Origin of the sequence: Vibrio sp. 1731, assembly GCF_033339955.1 — a bacterium.
GTDB classification, from domain to species: domain Bacteria; phylum Pseudomonadota; class Gammaproteobacteria; order Enterobacterales; family Vibrionaceae; genus Vibrio; species Vibrio alginolyticus.
In genome coordinates, this window is the sequence record NZ_JAWOVO010000009.1 from 190,482 (window position 1) to 210,552 (window position 20,071).

Below are 20,071 nucleotides of genomic sequence, written 5' to 3' on the forward strand. Positions count from 1 at the left end.
GGCAATGTTGCAAATACCAACAATAAATTACGTGAAGCTATTTTGTAGAAAATGTGCTTCTTGGTAAGAGTATGGTTTAATTATCGCCGTTTGTGTGCGTTTGGTTGCTTAATGTGGGCGTTAACTCACCCTAAATAAGTAAATCTTATACCTATTTATAAGTAAGTCATTACTCAATAAGTGGTGTTTTTAAGATGGAAGTACAGAATGAGCCCTTCTGGAAGAGAAGGGCTAGAAAAGGATACAAATGGGGTCAGGTGAGTAGAGACTTAATTGTCTTTGTACTTTTGTAAAATCAACTGACTTATCTGCGCAACGAGTTGGTCCCTAGCTTGAAGTGAGAGCTCGGTTTCTGTGACATAAATACTAATGTAAACAGGTCGATGATTTTCCTTCCATATAATCGCGTTAATGCCACGCGAACCATGACCTCCCGCACCAGAACGGTCTGCAATAGACCAACCTGTTGGTAATACAGAACGCATTAACGAGTCTGAAACTTTGTTGTCCTGCATCCAGATTTTTATTTGTACACGAGACTCATAAGACAACGTTTCGCCTTCGACCAAAGTTCGAAGAGTGTTTAGTATGGCGTTAGGTGTGGTTGTGTCGCGGCTGTCGCCTGGTGTGGCTTCGTTCAAGCGAGGTTCTATTCTGTCTAGGCGCGTTGCTTTATCTCCAATTGTTCGCAGAAACATTGTTACGGCCTTAGGGCCGCCAATTTCATTTAATACTAAGTTGGCTGCGGTATTATCACTCATTAACATAGCGGCTTCACACGCGTGTTCTATGCGTGTGTTTTGGCCTGCGAGCTTATCCATCACTGGAGACCATACAACGATACTGCGCTCATCGACTTTTGCGGTCGCATTTTTACTTAGCTTACCGCTGTCCATATCACTTAGCATTTTGGCACAAGCTAGGGTTTTGAATGTGCTCATGAGTGGGAAGCGTTCATCGCCACGGTAATCCCAACGCTCGTCTGCTTGGGTATCCCAAACTGACACCCCAATTCTGCTTGAGGTTTGTTGCTCGAGGAGAGAAATGTCCTCATTCAGTTGGGACGCGTAACTTAGGGTTGAGCAAACCATTAGCCCAGCCAACAAAAATAACTTTTTCATGGATCGTGTTCTTCAATTTTAGTTTTAGTTCGCGCGGTAGCGATGTCACGTAAACTATAACGAGCCAATACTCTAAACACTGTTAAATCTATGTCTATTTTATGTAGGATTCTTTGCAATACGCTTAAACGGTCTCAATATGGGGAGAAGAGTGTTGCTATCAAGGCCTGTAGTTTGGCTTATATATTACGTCGGTGATTCGGTCACAGAAATATCTTAGCGAGAGACACTGGCTCAGAATTTCTTATCATGAGCTAACGAATAGTTTGATCCAGAGAAATAAAAGGAGCTGAATCATCAGCTCCTTTGTCTATTTGGATAATTACTTACAGTTCAATCTTTTTAACCATGCCCGATTCTGCATGGCCCGGAATGTTGCACGCGAACTCAACCTTGTTGTCACCGTGGAAGTGCCACAGTAATTGCTTCGCTTTACCTGGTTCCACCGTAACTGCGTTGCCTGAGTCATGCATGTGATCGCCGCTCATTGTCTTCATCATTTCACGATGTTCTAGCTGCTCTTTGGCAGAACCGATTGTGAACTCGTGGTTGATCTTACCTGTGTTCATCACAACAAATTGCACCACATCGTTTGGCTCAATTTTAACGTCTTTCTTGAACTTGATGGTCATGTCATCACCCAAGATCACGTGTACCACCTTGTCTGGCTTTGCCCCTTTTGCTGGCATACCAACTGCCGACATGCCCGGCATATCCATCATGTTTGAATGGTCCATTTTACTGTGGTCCATCTTCATGCTGCCGTGGTCCATATTTTCATGCTTCATGTTGCTATGATCCATGTTCGTGTGATCCATGTTTGAATGATCCATTTGGGCAAACGCAGTCGTTGTTGTTAGGGCTAGAGCAAGAGTGATTAGTGTCTTTTTCATTTTTATATCCTTGTTTTAATTCATTAATAACTTGGTTGCTTCCCCCCAAACGAATTGATTGAGGGGAAGGTAGGGGTTAAGCCTTGTTGCCAGTGCGATCTGTGCTGTCGGCGTTTTCGATTTGGTTGCCAGTTTGCGTGCTTGTTTGGCTCGGAGTTGAGTTGTTTGGGCGCAACTCACGTTGTTTCCACAGCTTGAAGATGGCTGGAAGTACCAACAGCGTCAGCAGCAGTGCCGATGCCATACCGCCAATCATTGGTGCGGCGATGCGTTGCATTACTTCTGATCCTGTACCTTCGCCGTACATGATCGGAATCAGACCAATAATGACTGTCAGTACCGTCATCATTACTGGGCGAACACGCAGGCCTGCACCTTCACGAATGGCATCGGTTAAGTCTTTTGCCTCAAGCTTCTGTTGGCTCTCTTCCGCATCCAGCTTCTTGTAGTGCCATGCTTGGTTGAGGTAGACGAGCATGATGACCCCAATTTCAACCGCGACACCTGCTAGGGCAATAAAGCCGACCCCAACGGCAATCGAGAAGTTGTAGTTGAGGATATGCATGAGCCATAAACCACCGACCATAGCGAGCGGTAGAGTAAGCATGATGATCATCACTTCGCCAACGCGACGGAAGCTGAAGTAAAGCAGCAGCATAATGATGGCGATAGTGATTGGTACCACGACACTCAAGCGATCTTTCGCACGTTCCATGTATTCGTATTGACCAGACCAAGCCAGCGAGTAACCCGCAGGAAGTTCCAATTGATCAGCCACGACTTGCTGTGCTTCCACGACGTAAGAGCCAAGGTCACGACCATCGATGTCGACAAAGACCCAGCCGTTTGGACGTGCGTTTTCTGTCTTGATCATCGGAGGGCCGTCTTCGTAACGAATGTCCGCTACATCAGCCAGCGAAATACGGGCGCCATTTGGTGTCACCAAAGGTAGGTTTTGCAGTTTAACCACTGAATCACGGTAGTCTTGTGGGTAACGAACGTTGATTGGGTAACGCTCCAAGCCTTCGATGGTTTCACCCACATTCATACCGCCCACCGCAGTGGAGATCACTTGCTGAACGTCTTTGATGCTCAAGCCGTAACGCGCTGCGGCACGACGTTTAATGTCGATCGTGACATAACGACCACCTGCTACACGTTCCGCATAAACCGATGCCGTGCCTTGTACGCCATTAAGAATTGGCTCCAACTGAGAGCCAATCGTCTCAATCACTTTCAGATCGGGTCCGGCGATCTTAATGCCGATAGGGGTTTTGATGCCCGTTGCCAGCATGTCGATACGCGTTTTGATCGGCATTACCCAAGCGTTAGTAAGACCAGGGAACTGAACCAGCTTGTCGAACTCTTTGCGCAGTGACTCGGTTGTTACCCCTTCACGCCATTGATCGCGTGGCTTCAACTGAATCACGGTTTCAATCATGGTGAGTGGCGCTGGATCGGTTGCGGTCTCAGCTCGGCCAATTTTGCCCCATACGGTTTTCACTTCTGGAACGGTTTTGATCAGTTTGTTGGTTTGCTGTAGAAGCTCACGCGCCTTACCAATTGAGATACCCGGATAGGTCGTTGGCATGTACATCAAGTCGCCTTCATCCAGCGGCGGGATGAACTCGCTACCCAGTTTACTGGTTGGGTAGTAAGCCGATGCCATTAGACCTAATGCGATAACAATCATGGTCTTAGGGTATTTTAAGCTGGTGTTCAACAGTGGGCGGTACAACGCGACCAAGCCACGATTAACCGGGTTTTTGTGTTCCGGTAACACCTTACCGCGAATGAAGTAGCCCATAAGCACAGGGACGAGTGTGATTGCCAAACCTGCTGCCGCTGCCATGGCGTACGTCTTAGTGAACGCAAGCGGCGAGAACATCTTGCCTTCTTGGCCTTCTAAGGCGAACACCGGTACGAAGCTAAGAGTAATGATCAGCAACGAGAAGAACAGCGGTGCGCCGACCTCTTCTGCGGCTTTACCTATTACTTGCCAGCGGTTTTTGTCGGTCAGTGGTGTTCGTTCAATGTGCTTGTGAACGTTTTCAATCATCACGATTGCACCATCCACCATGGCACCGATAGCAATCGCAATACCACCCAAAGACATGATGTTGGCGTTGATGCCTTGCCAATGCATTACGATAAACGCACTAAGAATACCGACCGGTAGGCTCAGAGCGATAACCAATGAAGAACGAATGTGGAATAAGAATAACGCGCACACAATCGCGACGACGATGAACTCTTCTGCAAGCTTCTTCCAGAGGTTTTCTACCGCTGAATCGATAAGGGTAGAGCGATCGTAAGTTGCAACAATTTCCACACCTTCTGGCAGGCTGCGTTGTAGATCTGCCAGTTTGTCTTTGACTTTCGCAATCACTTCACTGGCGTTTTCACCAAAGCGCATCACGATAACGCCACCGACCGCTTCACCTTCGCCATTCAGCTCTGAGATACCACGGCGCATTTGTGGGCCAAGGTTAATGTCTGCTATGTCTCCTAATAGCAACGGCGTGCCTTTCTCGGTGACTTTTAGCGGCAGTGATTTGATGTCTTCAATGCTGGTTAGGTAGCCCGTGGTACGAACCATGTGTTCGGCTTCGGCCACTTCGATAACGGACGCGCCGGTTTCTTGGTTACCGTTTTGGATTGCCATGTTCACTTGTTGCAGAGTGAGGTTGTAAGCACGCAGCTTGGCAGGATCAATCTGCACTTGATACTGCTTCACCATACCGCCCACGGTAGCGACTTCAGAAACGCCATCCACGGTTTGTAATTCGTACTTCAAGAACCAGTCTTGCAGGCTGCGAAGATCGGCCAAATCATGCTTGCCGGTTTTGTCTTGTAATACGTAGCTGTAAACCCAGCCCACACCCGTTGCATCAGGACCTAGCGTTGGTTTTGCGTTCGGTGGCAGCTTTGGTGCTACTTGGCTTAAGTACTCCAACACGCGTGAACGTGCCCAGTACATGTCGGTATCATCGTTGAAAATGATATAAACGTAAGAGTCACCAAAGAAGGAGTAGCCACGAACTGTCTCAGCACCTGGCACGGCAAGCATGGCGGTGGTGAGTGGGTAAGTAACTTGATCCTCAACGACTTGAGGGGCTTGCCCCGGATAGCTTGTCTTGATGATCACTTGCACATCAGAAAGATCCGGAATCGCATCAACAGGCGTATTCTTTACACTGTAAAGTCCGCCTAATATAAGGGCTAAGGTCGCGACCAACACTAGGAATCGGTTGCTCAGTGACCAACGAATAATTGCATTGATCATAATTAACCCTCGACGGCTATTGTTGCAGGAACTAGCTGTTTAAGAACGTAGTCAGATCCTTGTTTTTCAACTAGAAACCGAACTTTCTGTCCTTCTTCAAAACCCGATAGATCAACATCTTCACCCACAGAGAAGTTCATCTCGCCCGCATCCCAGTTCCATTCTGCAACCGGTAGGTGGTTTAAGGTGATCATGCCAAAATCAGCCATCAGCATTGTGATGTCACCAGTCAGCCAAACTTCAGCTGCAATGACGCTGTTGTCTGCCTTATAGTCAACGATTTGGTACTGACCAGATTCTGTTTTCTGCATTTCAAATTCGATAGCCTGACCTTTTTTCAAGTCACCCATCTCAACGCCATCTGCGAAAGTGAAGTTCATTACCATGCCCGGCCAATCCCATTCTGGTACAGGTTGGTGGTTTATGGTCAGCATACGGTGATCTTTCATCACATCCGTGATCTCACCTTTGGCCCATGCCGTTTCTGCTGCCGCTTCTACACCATTGATGCGAGACAGATCCGCCGACTGGCTTGATTCAGAGTCGAGCATGAAGTGAGATGAAGTAACGATCTTATCGCCCTGTTTAAGTCCTTGTAATACTTCGATTTGTTCGCCAGCTTCGCGGCCAACTTCAATTCGAGCAGAACGGTATTTGCCATCACCTTCCGCCAGAACAACGCGAGTCATACCGCCAGAGCGGATAACAGATGATTTAGGAATCGTTAACACTGCGTCGTCAGTGACAGGCTGCAAGGCAATATTGGCGAACATGTTTGGCTTCAATGCGCCATCTGGGTTAGGGAATTTAAGACGCACACGCAACGTACGTGTTTTCGGATCGAGGATTGGGTACACGTAATCCACGACACCTTGCCATTCATTGCCCGGAATCGCGTCAAGGGTCATCGTGGCTTGAGAGCCCGCTTTCATCCAGTGTGCTTGACGCTCAAAGACTTCTGCATCAACCCAAACATTGTCCAAAGGACCTGCACTGATCACCGCTTGAGCAGGGGACAAATAGCCACCTTCACGCACGTTTAAGCTCGCGATAACGCCATCAGCAGGCGCTTTGATTTCAATGGTTTGCGATGCTTTACCACTACGAGTAATGGATTTGATTTGAGCACGGTCAACCCCAAGCGTTACCAAGCGCTCGGTCGCGCCTTTTTCAAGACCTTTGCGGCCAGTGCGGTACGCATTCAGCAATTCTTCTTGTGCTTTAACCAGTTCTGGAGAGTAGAGCGTGAACAGCACATCGCCTTTCTTCACTTTCTCACCCACGGCATTGATGTAGAGTTTTTCTACCCAACCCGCCACACGAACGTTGGTTTGCCATAACAGACTTTCATCAAAGGCAATATAGCCAACCGTTTCGATGCGTGGTGATAGCTGTTGTAGTGTCGCGTTTGCGGTTTTAACCCCGAGGTTGTTCTCTACTGAAGGGTCAATAGTCACTGTACCCGGTGCGTCTTGTTCACCGGATAGGTCTTCTGCGTAAACCGGAATCAAATCCATGCCCATTGGGGACTTACCCGGCTTGTCGCGTTTGTAGTTCGGATCCATTGGGGCAACCCAGTAAAGCGGATCATTAGAGCTTGCAGCAGATTCGCCACCCATCGCACTCATGTCGTGAGTCGACGAGCCCGCAAGAAAATGATTAGCACCAAACCCTAAAGCACCACCAACAATCAGCGCGATGGTTGCAATCTTAAATGTTTTCATTGTTTTACCTTATTTTCCCCTTCACATTTGACGCTACAGCGTTGTTGCCTGCTCTCGTTCACCCAAATCACATAGCAGATCTATGCTCATGGGGTTCTCTCGTTTGCTGCCTAGCTGTAGCCCCAACTGTCTTGGGGAATCACAAATTAATATGTCGAAATAGAGCGAGCTTCCGGTGAAGCCACTTGGTAGTCGAAACCACCGAGTAGGGTGGCTAAATTGCTGTTTGCGATGTTGAGATCGGTCAGTAGACGTTGTTGCTCCAATTGCAGAGCCAACTCGTCAGTCGTGGCGGAAATCACATCGTTAAACTGCGCTGTGTTGTTTTGATAACCCCGCTCAACGGCTTGAATGCGCGCTTTCGCTTGAGGCAATAAGGTGGATTGATAACGTTCTAAGCGTTGGGTTAAGTTGCCGCGATCAACCAACAGAGTGTTCACCTTGGCATTCATCTGCGTTAGTAAGGTGTCTTTTTGTGATTGTGCCGCGCCAACTTGGTATTGAGCGGCCGCGAGATTGCGATCTTGGCGGTCACCCGTAAACAACGGAATGTCCATGGTGAGGTAAGCGCTGACCAAATCGGAGGCGGGCTCACCCATCATGTTGTCGGCTTGGCGGTAGGCGTACATTACTTCGACGCCAAATTGTGGGTTGTAGGCTTGCTCAGCAATTTCCACCTGCGTTTTATTGGCAGAAATGCTGACGTCGGCCATCTTAACCATCGGGTGTTGGCTGAGTTGCTGATAATGCTTGGTGGAACCCTGACTGGCAGCAAGTTTGCTGTTCAGTGTGTCCCAATTAAGTTGATTGCTCGCATGCAGGGCCTGTTCATTCGCCAACCAATCTGACCCCAACCATTCGGAGAGTTGAGAGATAAGACGACGTTGCATTTGTGCGTTGGCTTGCAGTTTCTCATCCAACTTGCTGACTTGTAATTGAGCGTTGAGTAGGTCTTGCGCTTCACTCTTACCAATCGAATAGTTGGTTTGAATAAAGCTTTCCATCTCCTTCATCAACTTGCGGTTCTCAAGCAAGATTTGCTCAGCGCGTTGCTGGTAACCAAGCTCTAACCAAAGTTGAGTCATGCTGTTGGCTACCTCAAGCTCACGAGCATGCACTTGAAGCCCAAGGCCGTCGGCTTGTTGATTGGCTTTCTTCTGTTGTAAATCAAGCGTAGAGCCACGCTCAAACTGTTGCATTAAACCAACGGAGATGTTGGTCATTGGGTCTTCATCGAATTTGAAGCTGTCGACAGGCAAGCCACCAAAACCCACTTTTAGTTTTGGGTCCATCAAGGTCGCACTCGCGACGCCCGTTTCACGCATGGCAGCAGATTGCGCTGAGTATTGCTTACGATTGCCATCGTTACTCAAAGCGACGTTGATCAGTTGGGCAAGCTTGGTCGTTGAAGCTCGCTCACTTGATGCGGAATTTTGCGCTGCGTGCGTCTCTCTACCTGCGGCGTTAACCAAGGTTGGCGCAGCGACCAGAGCCACCATAAAAATAGGTGCAGCTAAGCGGTATGGTTTGATATCCATAATCTAAATCCAGTGTTCGCCGGATCGATGGAGGTGCGGATTTTATTGCGGGAACAGTAAAGCCTTGTTACCTCATCGTTCAGGCGCATTAAAACAACCTGCGATACACGCGCAGGGTCGAATGCTAGGACGGGTTTAGGCTATAGGAGGTCGGTACAGGTCGCGGCTGACGTGTACGACTGGGGAAGCAACTTCAGGAGTAATGGTTGCGCGATAGACAACGGGCATTGGGCTATTGATAGGATTCGGTAGGGGGACGAAAACTATCGTACACGCGGCAGTACAGCAGGTATGAACCATGCCGGAGCCTCCACCACAGTTCATGCTGGTTTCTCTTGCATCGCCATCTTCGGACATAGAACCGTCAGTCATGGAGACGTCCATCGTGCCAGGCATACCGCAGTGTTCGCTGTCACTCATCATAGAAGGATGGTGAGCCATGCCAGTAGACATCATTTGAATATTCATCAACGGCTCACTGTTCGCCACACTAGATACCAATAGCACTAGTGTCGTGAAGAGAGCTAACCAGATTGTATGCAGCGATTTTAAGTGCATACCCTTTCCCATGTGTTTGATGAAAATGATGAAAACCCTTCGATTCTAAAGGTTAACCTAAGGGTAAGGTCAATCATTTATTACTCTTATTATCAAAATAGTCCAACCCTACAGTTTTCGCACTTTCGAGGGAGTAAAACGTTTGTTAAACACCGAGTGTGGAAAGTTAGCGAAAGAAGCCCTGGCTTTTTATGACACGTGAAAAATGTGGTTTATAAGTTTTACATCACACTAACTTGTCTTACAAATGATTATCCTTATAGAATGCATGGTTTTACTTGTGCAGATTTGGATTTGCTTTGCTGCGGGGGTTGCATGATAGAAATTGTCATCGATGGAAAATATAGAATTGTAGAAGAGGGTCTAACCCTTTTAGAAGCAGCAAAAGTGTGTGGGGTCGAGATCCCATCGCTGTGCGGAATGAACAAAAGTAATGAAAAAGTACCGTGTGACTTGTGTGTGGTTGAAGTCGAAAGCGGCGGCACTAAACGCGCGTGTGAACTCGAAGTTTACCGTGGTCTCAATGTGGTCACGCAATCAGAACAATTAAGCGAGCACCGCAGAAAAGCACTCAACCGCATCATGACGGACCATTACGCCGATTGTGAAGCGCCATGTAAAACCGCGTGTCCAGCGGGCGTTGATATCCAATCGTACCTTTATCACATCGCACAGAACGATCATCAAAAAGCGATTGAAGTGATTAAGCGTACGCTCCCTATGCCGTTATCGATTGGCCGCGTGTGCCCAGCATTTTGTGAAAGTGAATGTCGCCGTTCGTTAGTCGATGAACCTATCGCAATTCGCCAGCTAAAACGTCATGCCGCGGATGCGGATTTGTCTGCGCATGAAGCCTACGTACCAGAAAAGAAACCAAGCAAAGGTTTGAACATTGCCGTCGTCGGAAGTGGCCCTGGTGGTCTGACAGCTGGCTACTACTTATCGAATGAAGGCTACGACGTTACGGTCTTTGAATCCATGCCAAAAGCGGGCGGTTGGTTGCGTTACGGTATTCCTGAATACCGTTTACCAAAAGACATTCTCGATAAAGAAATCGAACTGATGTGCCGTAATGGCATGCAAGTTCACACCAATCAAAAGCTGGGTGTGGATTTAACGCTTTCTCAATTGAGTGAAGAATACGACGCGGTGTGTTTGGCTGTCGGTGCGTCTCAAGCGGTTGAAATGCACTACACAGGCAGTGACCTTGAAGGTTGCTACTTAGGCGTTGATTACCTCAAAGATTACGTTACCGAGCAAAACTACGTCACGGGTCAGAAAGTCGCGGTGATCGGTGGTGGTAACACGGCAATTGACTGTGCTCGTACTGCGCGTCGTGCTGGTGCAGACACCACGTTGATTTACCGTCGTACCCGTGACGAAATGCCGGCAGAAGACTACGAGATTGTCGAAGCGGAACACGAAGGGGTGAAATTCCACTTCTTAACCAACCCGGCAGAAAACCTTGCCGATGAAACCGGACGCGTGAATGCGATTCGTCTAGAACGCATGGCGTTGGGTGAGCCGGATGCATCTGGTCGTCGCAGCCCTAAACCAACCGGCGAGTTCTTCACCGAAGAGTTCGACACCGTGATTGCGGCAGTATCGCAAAAGCCAGATCTGAGCTTCCTCGAAGGCGAAGATTTGTCGATTCCGCTTACGCGTTGGAACACCTCTGATGCCGATGAAAAGACCATGCACACCGGCACGGGCAATATCTTCAGTATTGGTGATTTCCGCCGTGGTCCAGCAACGGCAGTTGAAGCGGTGGGTGATGGCCGCGTTGCGGCAAAAGCGATTGACCTGTTTTTGAATGGTGATATGGCGGATATGCCAAAGGCAGCGTTCAACTCGCGTAAAGAGAAGAAGCTCTCTCAAGTCGATCCGCTTCACTTCGAGAACATCCAGAAAGTCGCTCGCTCTATCATGCCTGAGCTGACTCCAGCACAACGCGAGCAAAGCTTCGCTGAAGTGGAGTTGGGCTTTGATAACGAAGAAGCGATGAAGGAAGCGGCGCGCTGCCTTGAATGTGGCTGTCAGGCAAATACCGATTGTGCGCTGCGTGATTACTCCACCGAATATGAAGCTGAGCAAAGCTTTGACTTCTCCTTACAGATTAAATCGCATCAAGATTGGTTAGATCTTCGTGCGAAAGACTTGCGTCATAAGTACGAAGTTGACCGTAGCTCTGAGTTTATTGAGTTTGATGCCAACCGCTGTATTAGCTGTGGTCAGTGTATCCAAGCGTGTCGTGACAAAGCCGTGCACGGCGTACTGAACTTTGTGTGCGACAAACAAGGTCGTCCTGCATTACGTCCTGACGACCGTCCACACTTTGGAAGTAACAAGAATGGCTTAACCCTAATGGGCGATTCGAACTGCGTGCAATGTGGCGCGTGCGTTCAAGTGTGTCCAACGGGCGCGATGGTCGATAGTCGTGACCGCTCACAGGGTCGTACTGAAGATCTGAAAGCGGTCGACACCATTTGTACGTACTGTGGTGTGGGTTGTAAGTTGACTATGTTCGTGGACGAAGCAACCAATACGATTCGTTACGTGAAGGGCGGTGACTCGCCAGTGAACCAAGGCATGCTGTGTGTGAAAGGGCGCTTTGGTTTTGATTTCATCGGCAGTGAAGAGCGTCTTACCACGCCTTTGATTCGTAAAGACGGTTGGTTGCAGCCTGCAAGTTGGGAAGAGGCGATTCAACTGATTGCGAGCAAGTTCTCTGGCATCAAGCAAGATTTTGGCAGCAACGCATTGGCGGGTTTCTCTTCAGCGAAAACCACCAACGAAGACAACTACGCGTTCCAAAAATTTGTCCGTCGTGAACTAGGCACCAATAACGTCGATCATTGTGCGCGCTTGTGTCACGCATCGAGTGTAACCGGTCTTGAGGCATCACTCGGTAGTGGTGCAATGACCAACGACATTCCAAGCATTAAGCACTCTGATGTGATCTTTATTATTGGTTCGGATACCACATCGGCGCACCCGATTATCGCTTCACACATCAAACAAGCAATTCGTCACCACGGCGCTCGCTTGATTGTGGCTGACCCGAAACGTGTCGATATGGCAGAGCATGCTGAGTTGTACATGGCGCACCGTCCGGGTACAGATGTGATGCTTTTAAATGGCGTCATGCAGCAGATCATCAAGAACGGTTGGTACGATCAAGAGTACATTGAAGAACGTGTCGACGGCTTTGATACCTTGTTGCAAGAGGTGATGTCGCCAGCTTACAACCTCGATAAAGTGGAGTTGGTTACGGGTGTTAAAGCCGAAGACATTCAAGCAATGGCGCGCATGATCGGTACGGCAGATCGTACAGCTGTGTACTACTCGATGGGTATTACTCAGCACACGACAGGTCATGACAACGTGCGTTCTATCGCTAACCTGCAATTACTGTGTGGCAACATCGGTATTGAAGGTGGTGGTATCAATCCGCTGCGTGGTCAATCAAACGTGCAAGGCGCGTGTGATATGGGGGCTTTGCCAAACAGTTTCCCAGGCTACCAAAAGGTATACAACCCAATTGTGCGTCAGAAGTTTGCGATTGAATGGAATGCGCCAAATCTGCCTTCTGAGCAAGGTCTAACCCTGACAGAAATCATTGATGCGGCTTGCCATCGTGACGTTCGTGGTATGTACATCATGGGTGAGAACCCAGTGTTGAGTGACCCGAACCAAGCGCATGTGATTGAAGGTTTAGAAGCACTCGACTTCTTGGTTGTTCAAGACATCTTCCTAACGGAGACTGCGCAATACGCGGATGTGGTTCTGCCTTCTTGCTCGTTTGCAGAGAAAGCGGGTCACTTCACCAATACAGAACGTCGTGTACAGCGTGTGAATCCGGTTGTCACGGCACCGGGTGAAGCGAAAGAAGATTGGTGGATTATTCAAGAAATTGCCAATGCCATGGGCAGTGATTGGGATTACCACTGCGTGTCTGATATCACCAATGAAATCGCACGAGTGACACCTCAATACGCGGGTCTTCGTTGGGATGCCATTACGCCAAACGGTGTGCAATGGCCGAGCAACAAGAACAACCCTGCGGGTACTCGCATCATGCACCAAACCCAGTTTACTCGTGGTAAAGGGCAGATGGTGGGTGTACCGTTCCGTTATGCGGCTGAGCTGCCAGATGAAGAGTACCCACTTGTGTTAACGACGGGTCGCGTACTTGAGCAGTTCCACACTGGCACCATGACGCGCAAAACCAAAGGGTTGGATAATCTTGCTGGCCCACGAGCGATGGTGAGCGTGGAAGACGCAGAAGCACTTGGCATCAGTAATGGTCAGCGTCTGACGGTGTCTACACGTCGCGGCAGCATTGAGATTGATGCTTTTGTGACTAAGCGTATTCAAAAAGGAGTGGTGTTCATTCCATTCCACTTTGTTGAATCGCCAGTCAACCGCCTAACGACAACGGCAACTGACCCGCATGCGAAGATCCCTGAGTTCAAGGTCGCTGCGGTTAAAGTGGAAGTGAGCGAAAAGACAACGCAGACAGAGTCTCTCGAAGATAGTTACCAACACGTTTAAATTCGGCGAGTCACGTTGTTGTGGGCACTGACAATTTGAGCCTAGTTGATGGGCGGATAATCTACTCTTGATTTCCGCTCTCACTACATTCACTCGGATTGTCTTTTTCTTCAAACTCCTTTTACTTTTCTGTTATCACCGCGCTCCGGTTAGTTTTCCTTTCTTACTTCTTACTTCTTACTTCTTACTTCTTGCTGTCTCTGTGGCGTATTTTTGTTCAAGCCCATGATGAGAGTGCAATAAAGTTTGTTGTTGAGCTTGTCATAGAATTGACTGTCTCTGACTGTCCCCTGTTATTTGGGCAAGTTCTATAACCTAAACTTTGCTCGCTTCCTATACTGAATTAACGAAGCAAGATTTTTATAACAACAAGAGGAAGCTTGTATGACAAGAACAACCTCATTTGCACTCGTTTTATTACTTATGTGCGCATACTTTGGTTACAACCGTTATTATGTATACCCCCAGCAGTTGGAAACACAGGCGAAGTCGATGCTAATACAAATGGCAAATCGCGAAGAGTGGGTAGATGTGTTTGAGATGATGAATCGCGTAGACGCGCATAAGGGCCATTTGGAACTTGTTGCTGACGTGACATCCTCTGATGGTCAGCGAGCGTACAGTGAAGGTATTATCACGTACACGGATCGCGAAGGCGTTGTCTGTAAACAGGTAGTGTTCAACTTTAAAATAAACTCTTTGAAAAACTACAATATTTCCGATTTACGAGATTGTTCCTACGGTGAGTACTATTAATATTGTCTGAGAGTTGAGCTTGATAGCACAGTGTATGAACACAGAAACAAAAAATAGCCCTTCGTTGGGGCTATTTTTGTTTTTAAGGAATGAACGCAATATCGTGGGATTAGTCGAGTGATTTTTTGAAGCGAAATGAAGCGACAATAAGGCCGATAACGGTGAATCCAAGTAACCAAACTGTATCTCGCCATAGTTCCATTAGGTCTGCACCACGCAGCACCACACCACGAATAATTCGCATAAAGTGGGTGGCAGGCAGCGCTTCGGATATCCATTGTGCCGCGATGGGCATTCCTTCATAAGGGAACATAAATCCGGATAGAAGAATCGACGGCAAAAGAATAAACACCGTCATCTGCATTGCCTGAAGCTGTGTCGTCGCAATGGTGGATATCACCAAACCTAAGGTTAAACTCGCGGCGATAAACAACAGCGTGCCAAATAGTATCTGACTAATGGCGCCGTTTATCGGCACACCAAATATCCAGTGACCCAAGCCTAAAATGATAAACACCTGTATCAGACCAACAAAGATGTAGGGGATGATCTTCGCTACCATGAGTTCTATGGAATGGATTGGCGTAGTAATCAGTAACTCTAAATTGCCACGTTCTCGTTCTCGAACAATGGCTGCACTGGTGAACAAGATCATCGTCATGGTCAGAATCACGCCCAATAAACCAGGGACAATGTTCACCGCCGAGCGCCGACTCGGGTTGTAATACAGCGCAACTTCAAAGGTTTTGGTTGGAGTAGGGCGTATTTCAAAATCAAAATCTGTTAACGGCATGGTTTGTAGTGAGAGAATCGCAGAGCTGATCATGGTGTCTGAACCATCCACAATCCATTGGCCAAGCTCTCGCCCTTGCACCATACGTTGGGTTAAATCGCTAGGCAGAATTAAAGCCGCTCGTACCAAGCCGTCTTGAATGGCTTGCTCGGCTTCTGTTGCGGTAGCGAAGGTTTCGACCACATCGACCACTTGCGTGACTTTGACGGACTCGGTGATCACACGCCCAGCAGTACTGCCACTTTGATCGACGACGCCCACGGGAATGTTGCGAATATCGGTATTTATGGCAAAGCCGAACAGCAGGAGCTGAATCAACGGGATCATCACGACCATGCCAAAGGTAATGCGGTCACGTGAAAGCTGACGGATCTCTTTGATCATTACCGCTTTCATACGGGCAATAGATTTCATCATTGGCGACCTTCTCCCGTCACGCTGACAAACACATCTTCCAAGCTCGGGCGAGCAATGTTCATCTCGCAGCCATCAAGCTCAGGAAAGGTTTGGGTTAACCATTCGATCGGTTCTTCGATGTGCTGGTGGATCAAAATGCGTAAACGAATGCCGAGCTGTGCGGCCGAGCGCACCTCTTCACGCTGAATGACTTTCTCTTTTAGCTCGCGTAAGTTATCCGCTTTGACTTCGACGATGTTAACGCCCATTTGCGCCATGAGTTCTTCTGGCTCACCATCGGCGCGGATTTTCCCCGCTTCCATAATAGCCAGACGATGGCAACGCTCTGCTTCATCCATGTAATGCGTAGTGACCAAAATCGTCGTGCCTTGGTCAGAGAGATCAAACAACTGCTCCCAGAAATCGCGTCGGTTTTCTGGGTCAACCGCAGATGTGGGTTCATCAAGAAACAACAGTTCTGGTTTGTGCATGGTCGCTGCGGCGAGAGACAAGCGTTGTTTCTGGCCACCACTCATTCCGCCGACGCGCTGTTTACGTAGTTGGTCGAGACCGTAGGTGGATAGTTGTTCTTCGATGCGAGCTTTCAGAGCCTTGGTTTCCATACCAAAGATTTGTCCAATAAACTCAAGATTCTCTTGAACCGTCAGATCATCATAAAGCGAGAACTTTTGCGTCATGTAGCCAATCTTGAGGCGCAGAAGCTCAGATTGTTTTGGGATCTCTAGCCCGAGTACATCGACATTGCCCTCACTTGGGCTAAGCAAGCCAGTCAGCACACGAATGGTTGTTGATTTACCGCAGCCGTTGGGGCCAAGAAAACCATAAATACTGCCTTTGGGCACATTAAGCGTGATGTTGTTGATGGCGGTGAAGTCACCAAACTTTTTCACTACATTTTCAGCTTGAATCGCGTATTCGGTCATTGGCTTACTCCACCAAATCCACATGCGCTGGAATACCTGAAGGCAAGGATTGTGCTGAGTCTTGTAGGTCGACTTCTGCTAGGTACATCAAACGCGAGCGCTCTTCCTCGGTAAGCGCGAAATAGGGCGTGAATGAAGGCTCAGTCGCAACCCAACGAACGGTGCCGCTATAAGGTTGCTCAACGCCATCTACATGCACGTTAACCGTTTTACCCGGCACAAAGTTGACTCGATAATTGGCAGGAACATAAACACGGGCGTATGGGACGCGGCTCGCTTGAATTACGGCAACAATGCCATTCACCGGAACGCGTTCACCAAGGTTAAACGGTAGGTTATCTAGCAAGCCATCTCGCGTGGCCGTGATGGTGAGTTCTGCCAGTTTCTGTTCTTGTAGTGCTACATCGGCTTTTGCTGCCATGAGTGCGGCTTTCGCTTGTTCAATATCTTCAGGACGAGAGCCAGCGGTCAGTTTGCTGAACTCTTCTTGTGAGGAGTCTAGCTCTGCACGGGCAGAATCTCTGGCTGCTAAAGCGGTGTCTTTCTCTGATTGGCTGATGAGTTTCTTACGAACTAACTCTGCTTTACGTTGGTAGTTCTTTTGCGCTTCAACCAATTGAGCTTCCGCTCTGGCAACACGTGCTTGCGCTGCAGCAATGTCTTCTGGTCGCTCACCATTGGTCAATTTCAAAAGATAGGCGTCAGCCTTGGCTTGTTCGGCTACGGCGTGAGCTAAAACGGCTTCTTGGTTCTTTGTATCGAGCTGAACCAGCACTTCTCCTTCGGTGACTTGGCTGCCTTCCTTGATGGGAAGGGCACGAATTATCTCGCTAGAGGTTGCAGTAAAGGTTACGCGGTCACGTTCTAGTGTGCCAAGGGCTTGCTGTCCGTCATCTTTGGAACAGGCAGTTAAAAGAGTCAGGGCTAGGGTGCCAAGAATGATTCGCTTCATCATGCGACGCTTCCTCTAAGAAGGTGAGCTCGAACTCGTATCAAGCTATAGAAGAGTATGGGACTGCATTCAGTGTAACGTGAGTCAGTTTTGTCCGGCTAGGAAGTTAATTCCTTCAATATTCATCAATTGATTAATTATTGAAGCTGGCTTGATCCTGCGGAAGCCGTGCTTTACTTGGCTCTTTTAAGTTGATTACATGAATATCATTTAAACAAAAACTTTGCCTTTCATGTAGAGCACGCCGTCGCCAGATACTCTTACTTGTTCGTCAGTAACTTCACAGTGCAAAATACCTCCGCGCTGAGAAGCTTGGTAAGCGACCAGTGATGTTTTGCCTAACGCTTCTGCCCAGAACGGTGCTAATCCAGCGTGAATCGAGCCAGTTACGGGGTCTTCGTCACCACCATTTGCAGGCCAAAAGTAACGAGATACAAAGTCTTGTTGATCGCCTTTCGCGGTAACGACCACATCGTAAGGAGCGAGTGTCTTGAGGTGCTCTGAACGGTATTGAACCTCAAGTACCTCCTGTTGGCTGTCGACCACCACGAAATACGCTTGAGGGCTAAGCAGTACGCGTTCCACATCGCAACTTAGGCCTTCAATCAATGCCGAGGGAATATCAGAAACGGCTTTTGGAAGACGAGCAGGGAACGTCATCTCGATCTTACCTTGCGCATTCTTCTCTACGGTGAGGGTTCCTACTTCCAGAGTATGAAATTCAATCGTGCCATTAATGCCAAGCTCATCAAACAGCACTAACGACGAGGCCAGTGTGGCGTGTCCACAGAAATCGATTTCAGTAATCGGAGAGAACCAACGAATCTCATATCGGTTTGCGCCAATGGATTTTAGAAAAGCCGTTTCCGACAAGTTGTTTTCTGTCGCGATATTTTGCATCAATTCTGGGGCTAGCCATTCCTCTAACGGTACCACCGCTGCTGAGTTGCCTTTGAATTGCGTATCGGTGAAGGCGTCCACCACGTAGATATCCAATTCCATTTTCCTTCCTTATTCCGTGAGCGATTAATTAGCATAAACCAAGTGCAATTAAGAGAGTAAGAAATTTGTGTTAGAATCTTAAAGTGTCAAAATTATAGATTATTTTGTGTTTTTTGATACTTACTGACAAGGATTCGGACTGCTGGGTATTTAGACTAGTGTTGAATTCATTGAAAGGAAGAAAAACATGAAAGCGATCTACAAGTCAGTTTTGGTATTGAGTGTTTTTGCGGTCGGTTCTACCCATGCATTTGAACTCGTGAGTAGAGATATTCAAGAAGGCCACCCGATGGCGAAGACATTTGAATACTCTGGTTGGGGATGTGATGGCGGGAATCAATCACCACAATTGATGTGGAAAGAAGCTCCAAAGGGCACAAAAAGTTTTGCGATCACCGTGTATGACCCCGATGCACCAACAGGCAGTGGTTTTTGGCATTGGATAGCGTTTAATATTCCATCCACCGTTAGCGAGCTGCCTCGAGGCATTGATATGAACAAGTTAGGCGGCAAAGAATCTCGTATTGACTACGGCACAACGGGGTTCGGCGGCGCGTGTCCTCCAAGGAATGATGGGATGCATCGTTACCAGTTTACGGTGTGGGCATTGCCAACTGAAGAACTGAATTTGGATGAAAACACGCCACCAGCCATTGTAGGGTTTACTTTGAATAGTGTTGCTTTGGGTAAAGCGACATTAACCACGACTTACACGCGATAATTGAATATAAGGGGAGAGAATGGGTCACCAATATCAGGTTACTCTGTTTCGTGCGGAGCAGCAGCAGAAGCTTCGTAATGTCAGGATTCACTCCCCAAGCATTATTCAGATTGTTAAGGGGAGTAAACATCTTTTCTGGAAAGACGAAGTACTCGACATCCATCATCCAAATATCATGCTTTGTGAAGCAAATGCATCCCTAAATTTTGAAAATCTTCCTCTACAAGGGCGATTTCTTTCTCGAATGTTCAGTTTTCACTGTGTGCCTAGCGATGAAATGTTGGAGCTAAGCATGAGCAACGCATTAGGAAACTATGTACCCGTTGTTGAGACAGATAAAGCATTGCAAGCGACGTTAAATGCTTTGTTTTCGTTTGAGCGGGAAAGCTTAAGTGAAGCGACACAACGCTATTGGATTATGGGCCTATATCAGCAGCTAGCTGAGAGAGGGTTATTGCATCGGTTGTTCTCGAGTTCACATATCTCTTTTAGTCAGAAACTTAGTCGTTACTTATCGCGCTCTCCAGGGGAGGAGCATCCATTAGATATGGTCGCGGGGCACTTTGCTATGAGCCGAGCAACATTGATACGAAAACTGAAACAAGAAGGTACCCAGTATCGCGAAGTATTGGCAGAAGTGCGCTTAAATCACGCACTTTACTTGATGCAAAATGGCTCGTATAACGTTGCGCTGCTCGCACAGTTGTGTGGTTATCAGTCAGAGGGGCGTTTTAGCCAACGCTTTAAAAGTAAGTTCGGCCTAACGCCCAGCGAGTATATTAAAACGGTAGTGAGTTAATGTTTTACCGCTTTTGTATTTTTTGTGCTTTTTA

14 protein-coding genes are annotated in these 20,071 nt (G+C 47.9%); 4 read left to right on the forward strand and 10 right to left on the reverse strand.

What is annotated here, in order from left to right; genetic code table 11:
• Positions 1 to 269 precede the first annotated feature (269 nt).
• The 6 genes from blaCARB to R7035_RS13030 all read right to left on the reverse strand — a co-directional run bounded on the left by blaCARB (position 270) and on the right by R7035_RS13030 (position 9,120).
• Complete coding sequence (gene blaCARB / locus R7035_RS13005) at positions 270 to 1,121, reverse strand: CARB family carbenicillin-hydrolyzing class A beta-lactamase (RefSeq protein WP_262651866.1); 852 nt, start codon at positions 1,119 to 1,121, stop codon at positions 270 to 272.
• 326 nt (positions 1,122 to 1,447) lie between these two features.
• On the reverse strand, positions 1,448 to 2,014 hold the full coding sequence (gene copI, locus R7035_RS13010) for a copper-resistant cuproprotein CopI (RefSeq protein ID WP_256901007.1): 567 nt from the start codon (positions 2,012 to 2,014) through the stop codon (positions 1,448 to 1,450).
• Between the two features lie 76 nt (positions 2,015 to 2,090).
• Positions 2,091 to 5,300: an efflux RND transporter permease subunit gene (locus R7035_RS13015; protein ID WP_318146159.1), complete on the reverse strand. Its 3,210-nt coding sequence runs from the start codon at positions 5,298 to 5,300 to the stop codon at positions 2,091 to 2,093.
• A gap of 2 nt (positions 5,301 to 5,302) precedes the next feature.
• Positions 5,303 to 7,024, reverse strand: a complete 1,722-nt coding sequence (locus R7035_RS13020) for an efflux RND transporter periplasmic adaptor subunit (RefSeq protein WP_318146160.1) — start codon at positions 7,022 to 7,024, stop codon at positions 5,303 to 5,305.
• A gap of 146 nt (positions 7,025 to 7,170) precedes the next feature.
• Entirely contained in the window at positions 7,171 to 8,562 is a 1,392-nt protein-coding gene (locus tag R7035_RS13025) for a TolC family protein (protein WP_054574436.1), read from the reverse strand.
• Between the two features lie 135 nt (positions 8,563 to 8,697).
• Positions 8,698 to 9,120, reverse strand: a complete 423-nt coding sequence (locus R7035_RS13030) for a hypothetical protein (RefSeq protein WP_054574435.1) — start codon at positions 9,118 to 9,120, stop codon at positions 8,698 to 8,700.
• Between the two features lie 315 nt (positions 9,121 to 9,435).
• Here R7035_RS13030 and fdhF point away from each other — a divergent pair, with 315 nt between their 5' ends.
• On the forward strand, positions 9,436 to 13,674 hold the full coding sequence (gene fdhF, locus R7035_RS13035; RefSeq protein ID WP_054574434.1) for a formate dehydrogenase subunit alpha: 4,239 nt from the start codon (positions 9,436 to 9,438) through the stop codon (positions 13,672 to 13,674).
• Between the two features lie 384 nt (positions 13,675 to 14,058).
• Positions 14,059 to 14,430 carry a hypothetical protein gene (locus R7035_RS13040; RefSeq protein WP_005375433.1) on the forward strand — a complete coding sequence of 124 codons (372 nt, stop codon included), beginning with the start codon at positions 14,059 to 14,061 and terminating at the stop codon, positions 14,428 to 14,430.
• A gap of 109 nt (positions 14,431 to 14,539) precedes the next feature.
• Here the strand turns inward: R7035_RS13040 and R7035_RS13045 are convergent, their stop codons facing one another.
• The 4 genes from R7035_RS13045 to R7035_RS13060 form a co-directional block, all read right to left on the reverse strand.
• The gene (locus R7035_RS13045) at positions 14,540 to 15,637 is read right to left on the reverse strand and encodes an ABC transporter permease (RefSeq protein WP_064354574.1); all 1,098 of its coding nucleotides are present in this window, start codon (positions 15,635 to 15,637) and stop codon (positions 14,540 to 14,542) included.
• Positions 15,637 to 16,563, reverse strand: a complete 927-nt coding sequence (locus R7035_RS13050) for an ABC transporter ATP-binding protein (protein ID WP_054574432.1) — start codon at positions 16,561 to 16,563, stop codon at positions 15,637 to 15,639. The genes R7035_RS13045 and R7035_RS13050 overlap by 1 nt, the downstream gene beginning before the upstream one ends.
• Positions 16,564 to 16,567: 4 nt before the next feature.
• Complete coding sequence (locus tag R7035_RS13055; RefSeq protein WP_411913238.1) at positions 16,568 to 17,518, reverse strand: HlyD family secretion protein; 951 nt, start codon at positions 17,516 to 17,518, stop codon at positions 16,568 to 16,570.
• Between the two features lie 207 nt (positions 17,519 to 17,725).
• Complete coding sequence (locus R7035_RS13060) at positions 17,726 to 18,517, reverse strand: PhzF family phenazine biosynthesis protein (protein ID WP_149191590.1); 792 nt, start codon at positions 18,515 to 18,517, stop codon at positions 17,726 to 17,728.
• A gap of 187 nt (positions 18,518 to 18,704) precedes the next feature.
• Between R7035_RS13060 and R7035_RS13065 the strand changes: the two genes are divergently transcribed.
• Positions 18,705 to 19,238: a YbhB/YbcL family Raf kinase inhibitor-like protein gene (locus R7035_RS13065; protein WP_206952735.1), complete on the forward strand. Its 534-nt coding sequence runs from the start codon at positions 18,705 to 18,707 to the stop codon at positions 19,236 to 19,238.
• A gap of 19 nt (positions 19,239 to 19,257) precedes the next feature.
• A complete protein-coding gene (locus tag R7035_RS13070) occupies positions 19,258 to 20,037 on the forward strand; it encodes a helix-turn-helix domain-containing protein (protein WP_203345638.1) in 780 nt (259 codons plus the stop codon).
• Positions 20,038 to 20,071: the final 34 nt, after the last annotated feature.

Excerpts from the sequence above, each read along its gene's own strand:
- R7035_RS13020 (WP_318146160.1), bottom strand. The coding sequence starts at position 7,024 with ATGAAAACATTTAAGATTGCAACCATCGCGCTGATTGTTGGTGGTGCT.
- R7035_RS13055 (WP_411913238.1), bottom strand. The coding sequence starts at position 17,518 with ATGATGAAGCGAATCATTCTTGGCACCCTAGCCCTGACTCTTTTAACT.
- R7035_RS13040 (WP_005375433.1), top strand. The coding sequence starts at position 14,059 with ATGACAAGAACAACCTCATTTGCACTCGTTTTATTACTTATGTGCGCA.
- R7035_RS13045 (WP_064354574.1), bottom strand. The coding sequence starts at position 15,637 with ATGAAATCTATTGCCCGTATGAAAGCGGTAATGATCAAAGAGATCCGT.
- R7035_RS13050 (WP_054574432.1), bottom strand. The coding sequence starts at position 16,563 with ATGACCGAATACGCGATTCAAGCTGAAAATGTAGTGAAAAAGTTTGGT.
- fdhF (WP_054574434.1), top strand. The coding sequence starts at position 9,436 with ATGATAGAAATTGTCATCGATGGAAAATATAGAATTGTAGAAGAGGGT.
- R7035_RS13015 (WP_318146159.1), bottom strand. The coding sequence starts at position 5,300 with ATGATCAATGCAATTATTCGTTGGTCACTGAGCAACCGATTCCTAGTG.
- blaCARB (WP_262651866.1), bottom strand. The coding sequence starts at position 1,121 with ATGAAAAAGTTATTTTTGTTGGCTGGGCTAATGGTTTGCTCAACCCTA.
- R7035_RS13030 (WP_054574435.1), bottom strand. The coding sequence starts at position 9,120 with ATGCACTTAAAATCGCTGCATACAATCTGGTTAGCTCTCTTCACGACA.
- copI (WP_256901007.1), bottom strand. The coding sequence starts at position 2,014 with ATGAAAAAGACACTAATCACTCTTGCTCTAGCCCTAACAACAACGACT.
- R7035_RS13070 (WP_203345638.1), top strand. The coding sequence starts at position 19,258 with ATGGGTCACCAATATCAGGTTACTCTGTTTCGTGCGGAGCAGCAGCAG.
- R7035_RS13065 (WP_206952735.1), top strand. The coding sequence starts at position 18,705 with ATGAAAGCGATCTACAAGTCAGTTTTGGTATTGAGTGTTTTTGCGGTC.
- R7035_RS13060 (WP_149191590.1), bottom strand. The coding sequence starts at position 18,517 with ATGGAATTGGATATCTACGTGGTGGACGCCTTCACCGATACGCAATTC.
- R7035_RS13025 (WP_054574436.1), bottom strand. The coding sequence starts at position 8,562 with ATGGATATCAAACCATACCGCTTAGCTGCACCTATTTTTATGGTGGCT.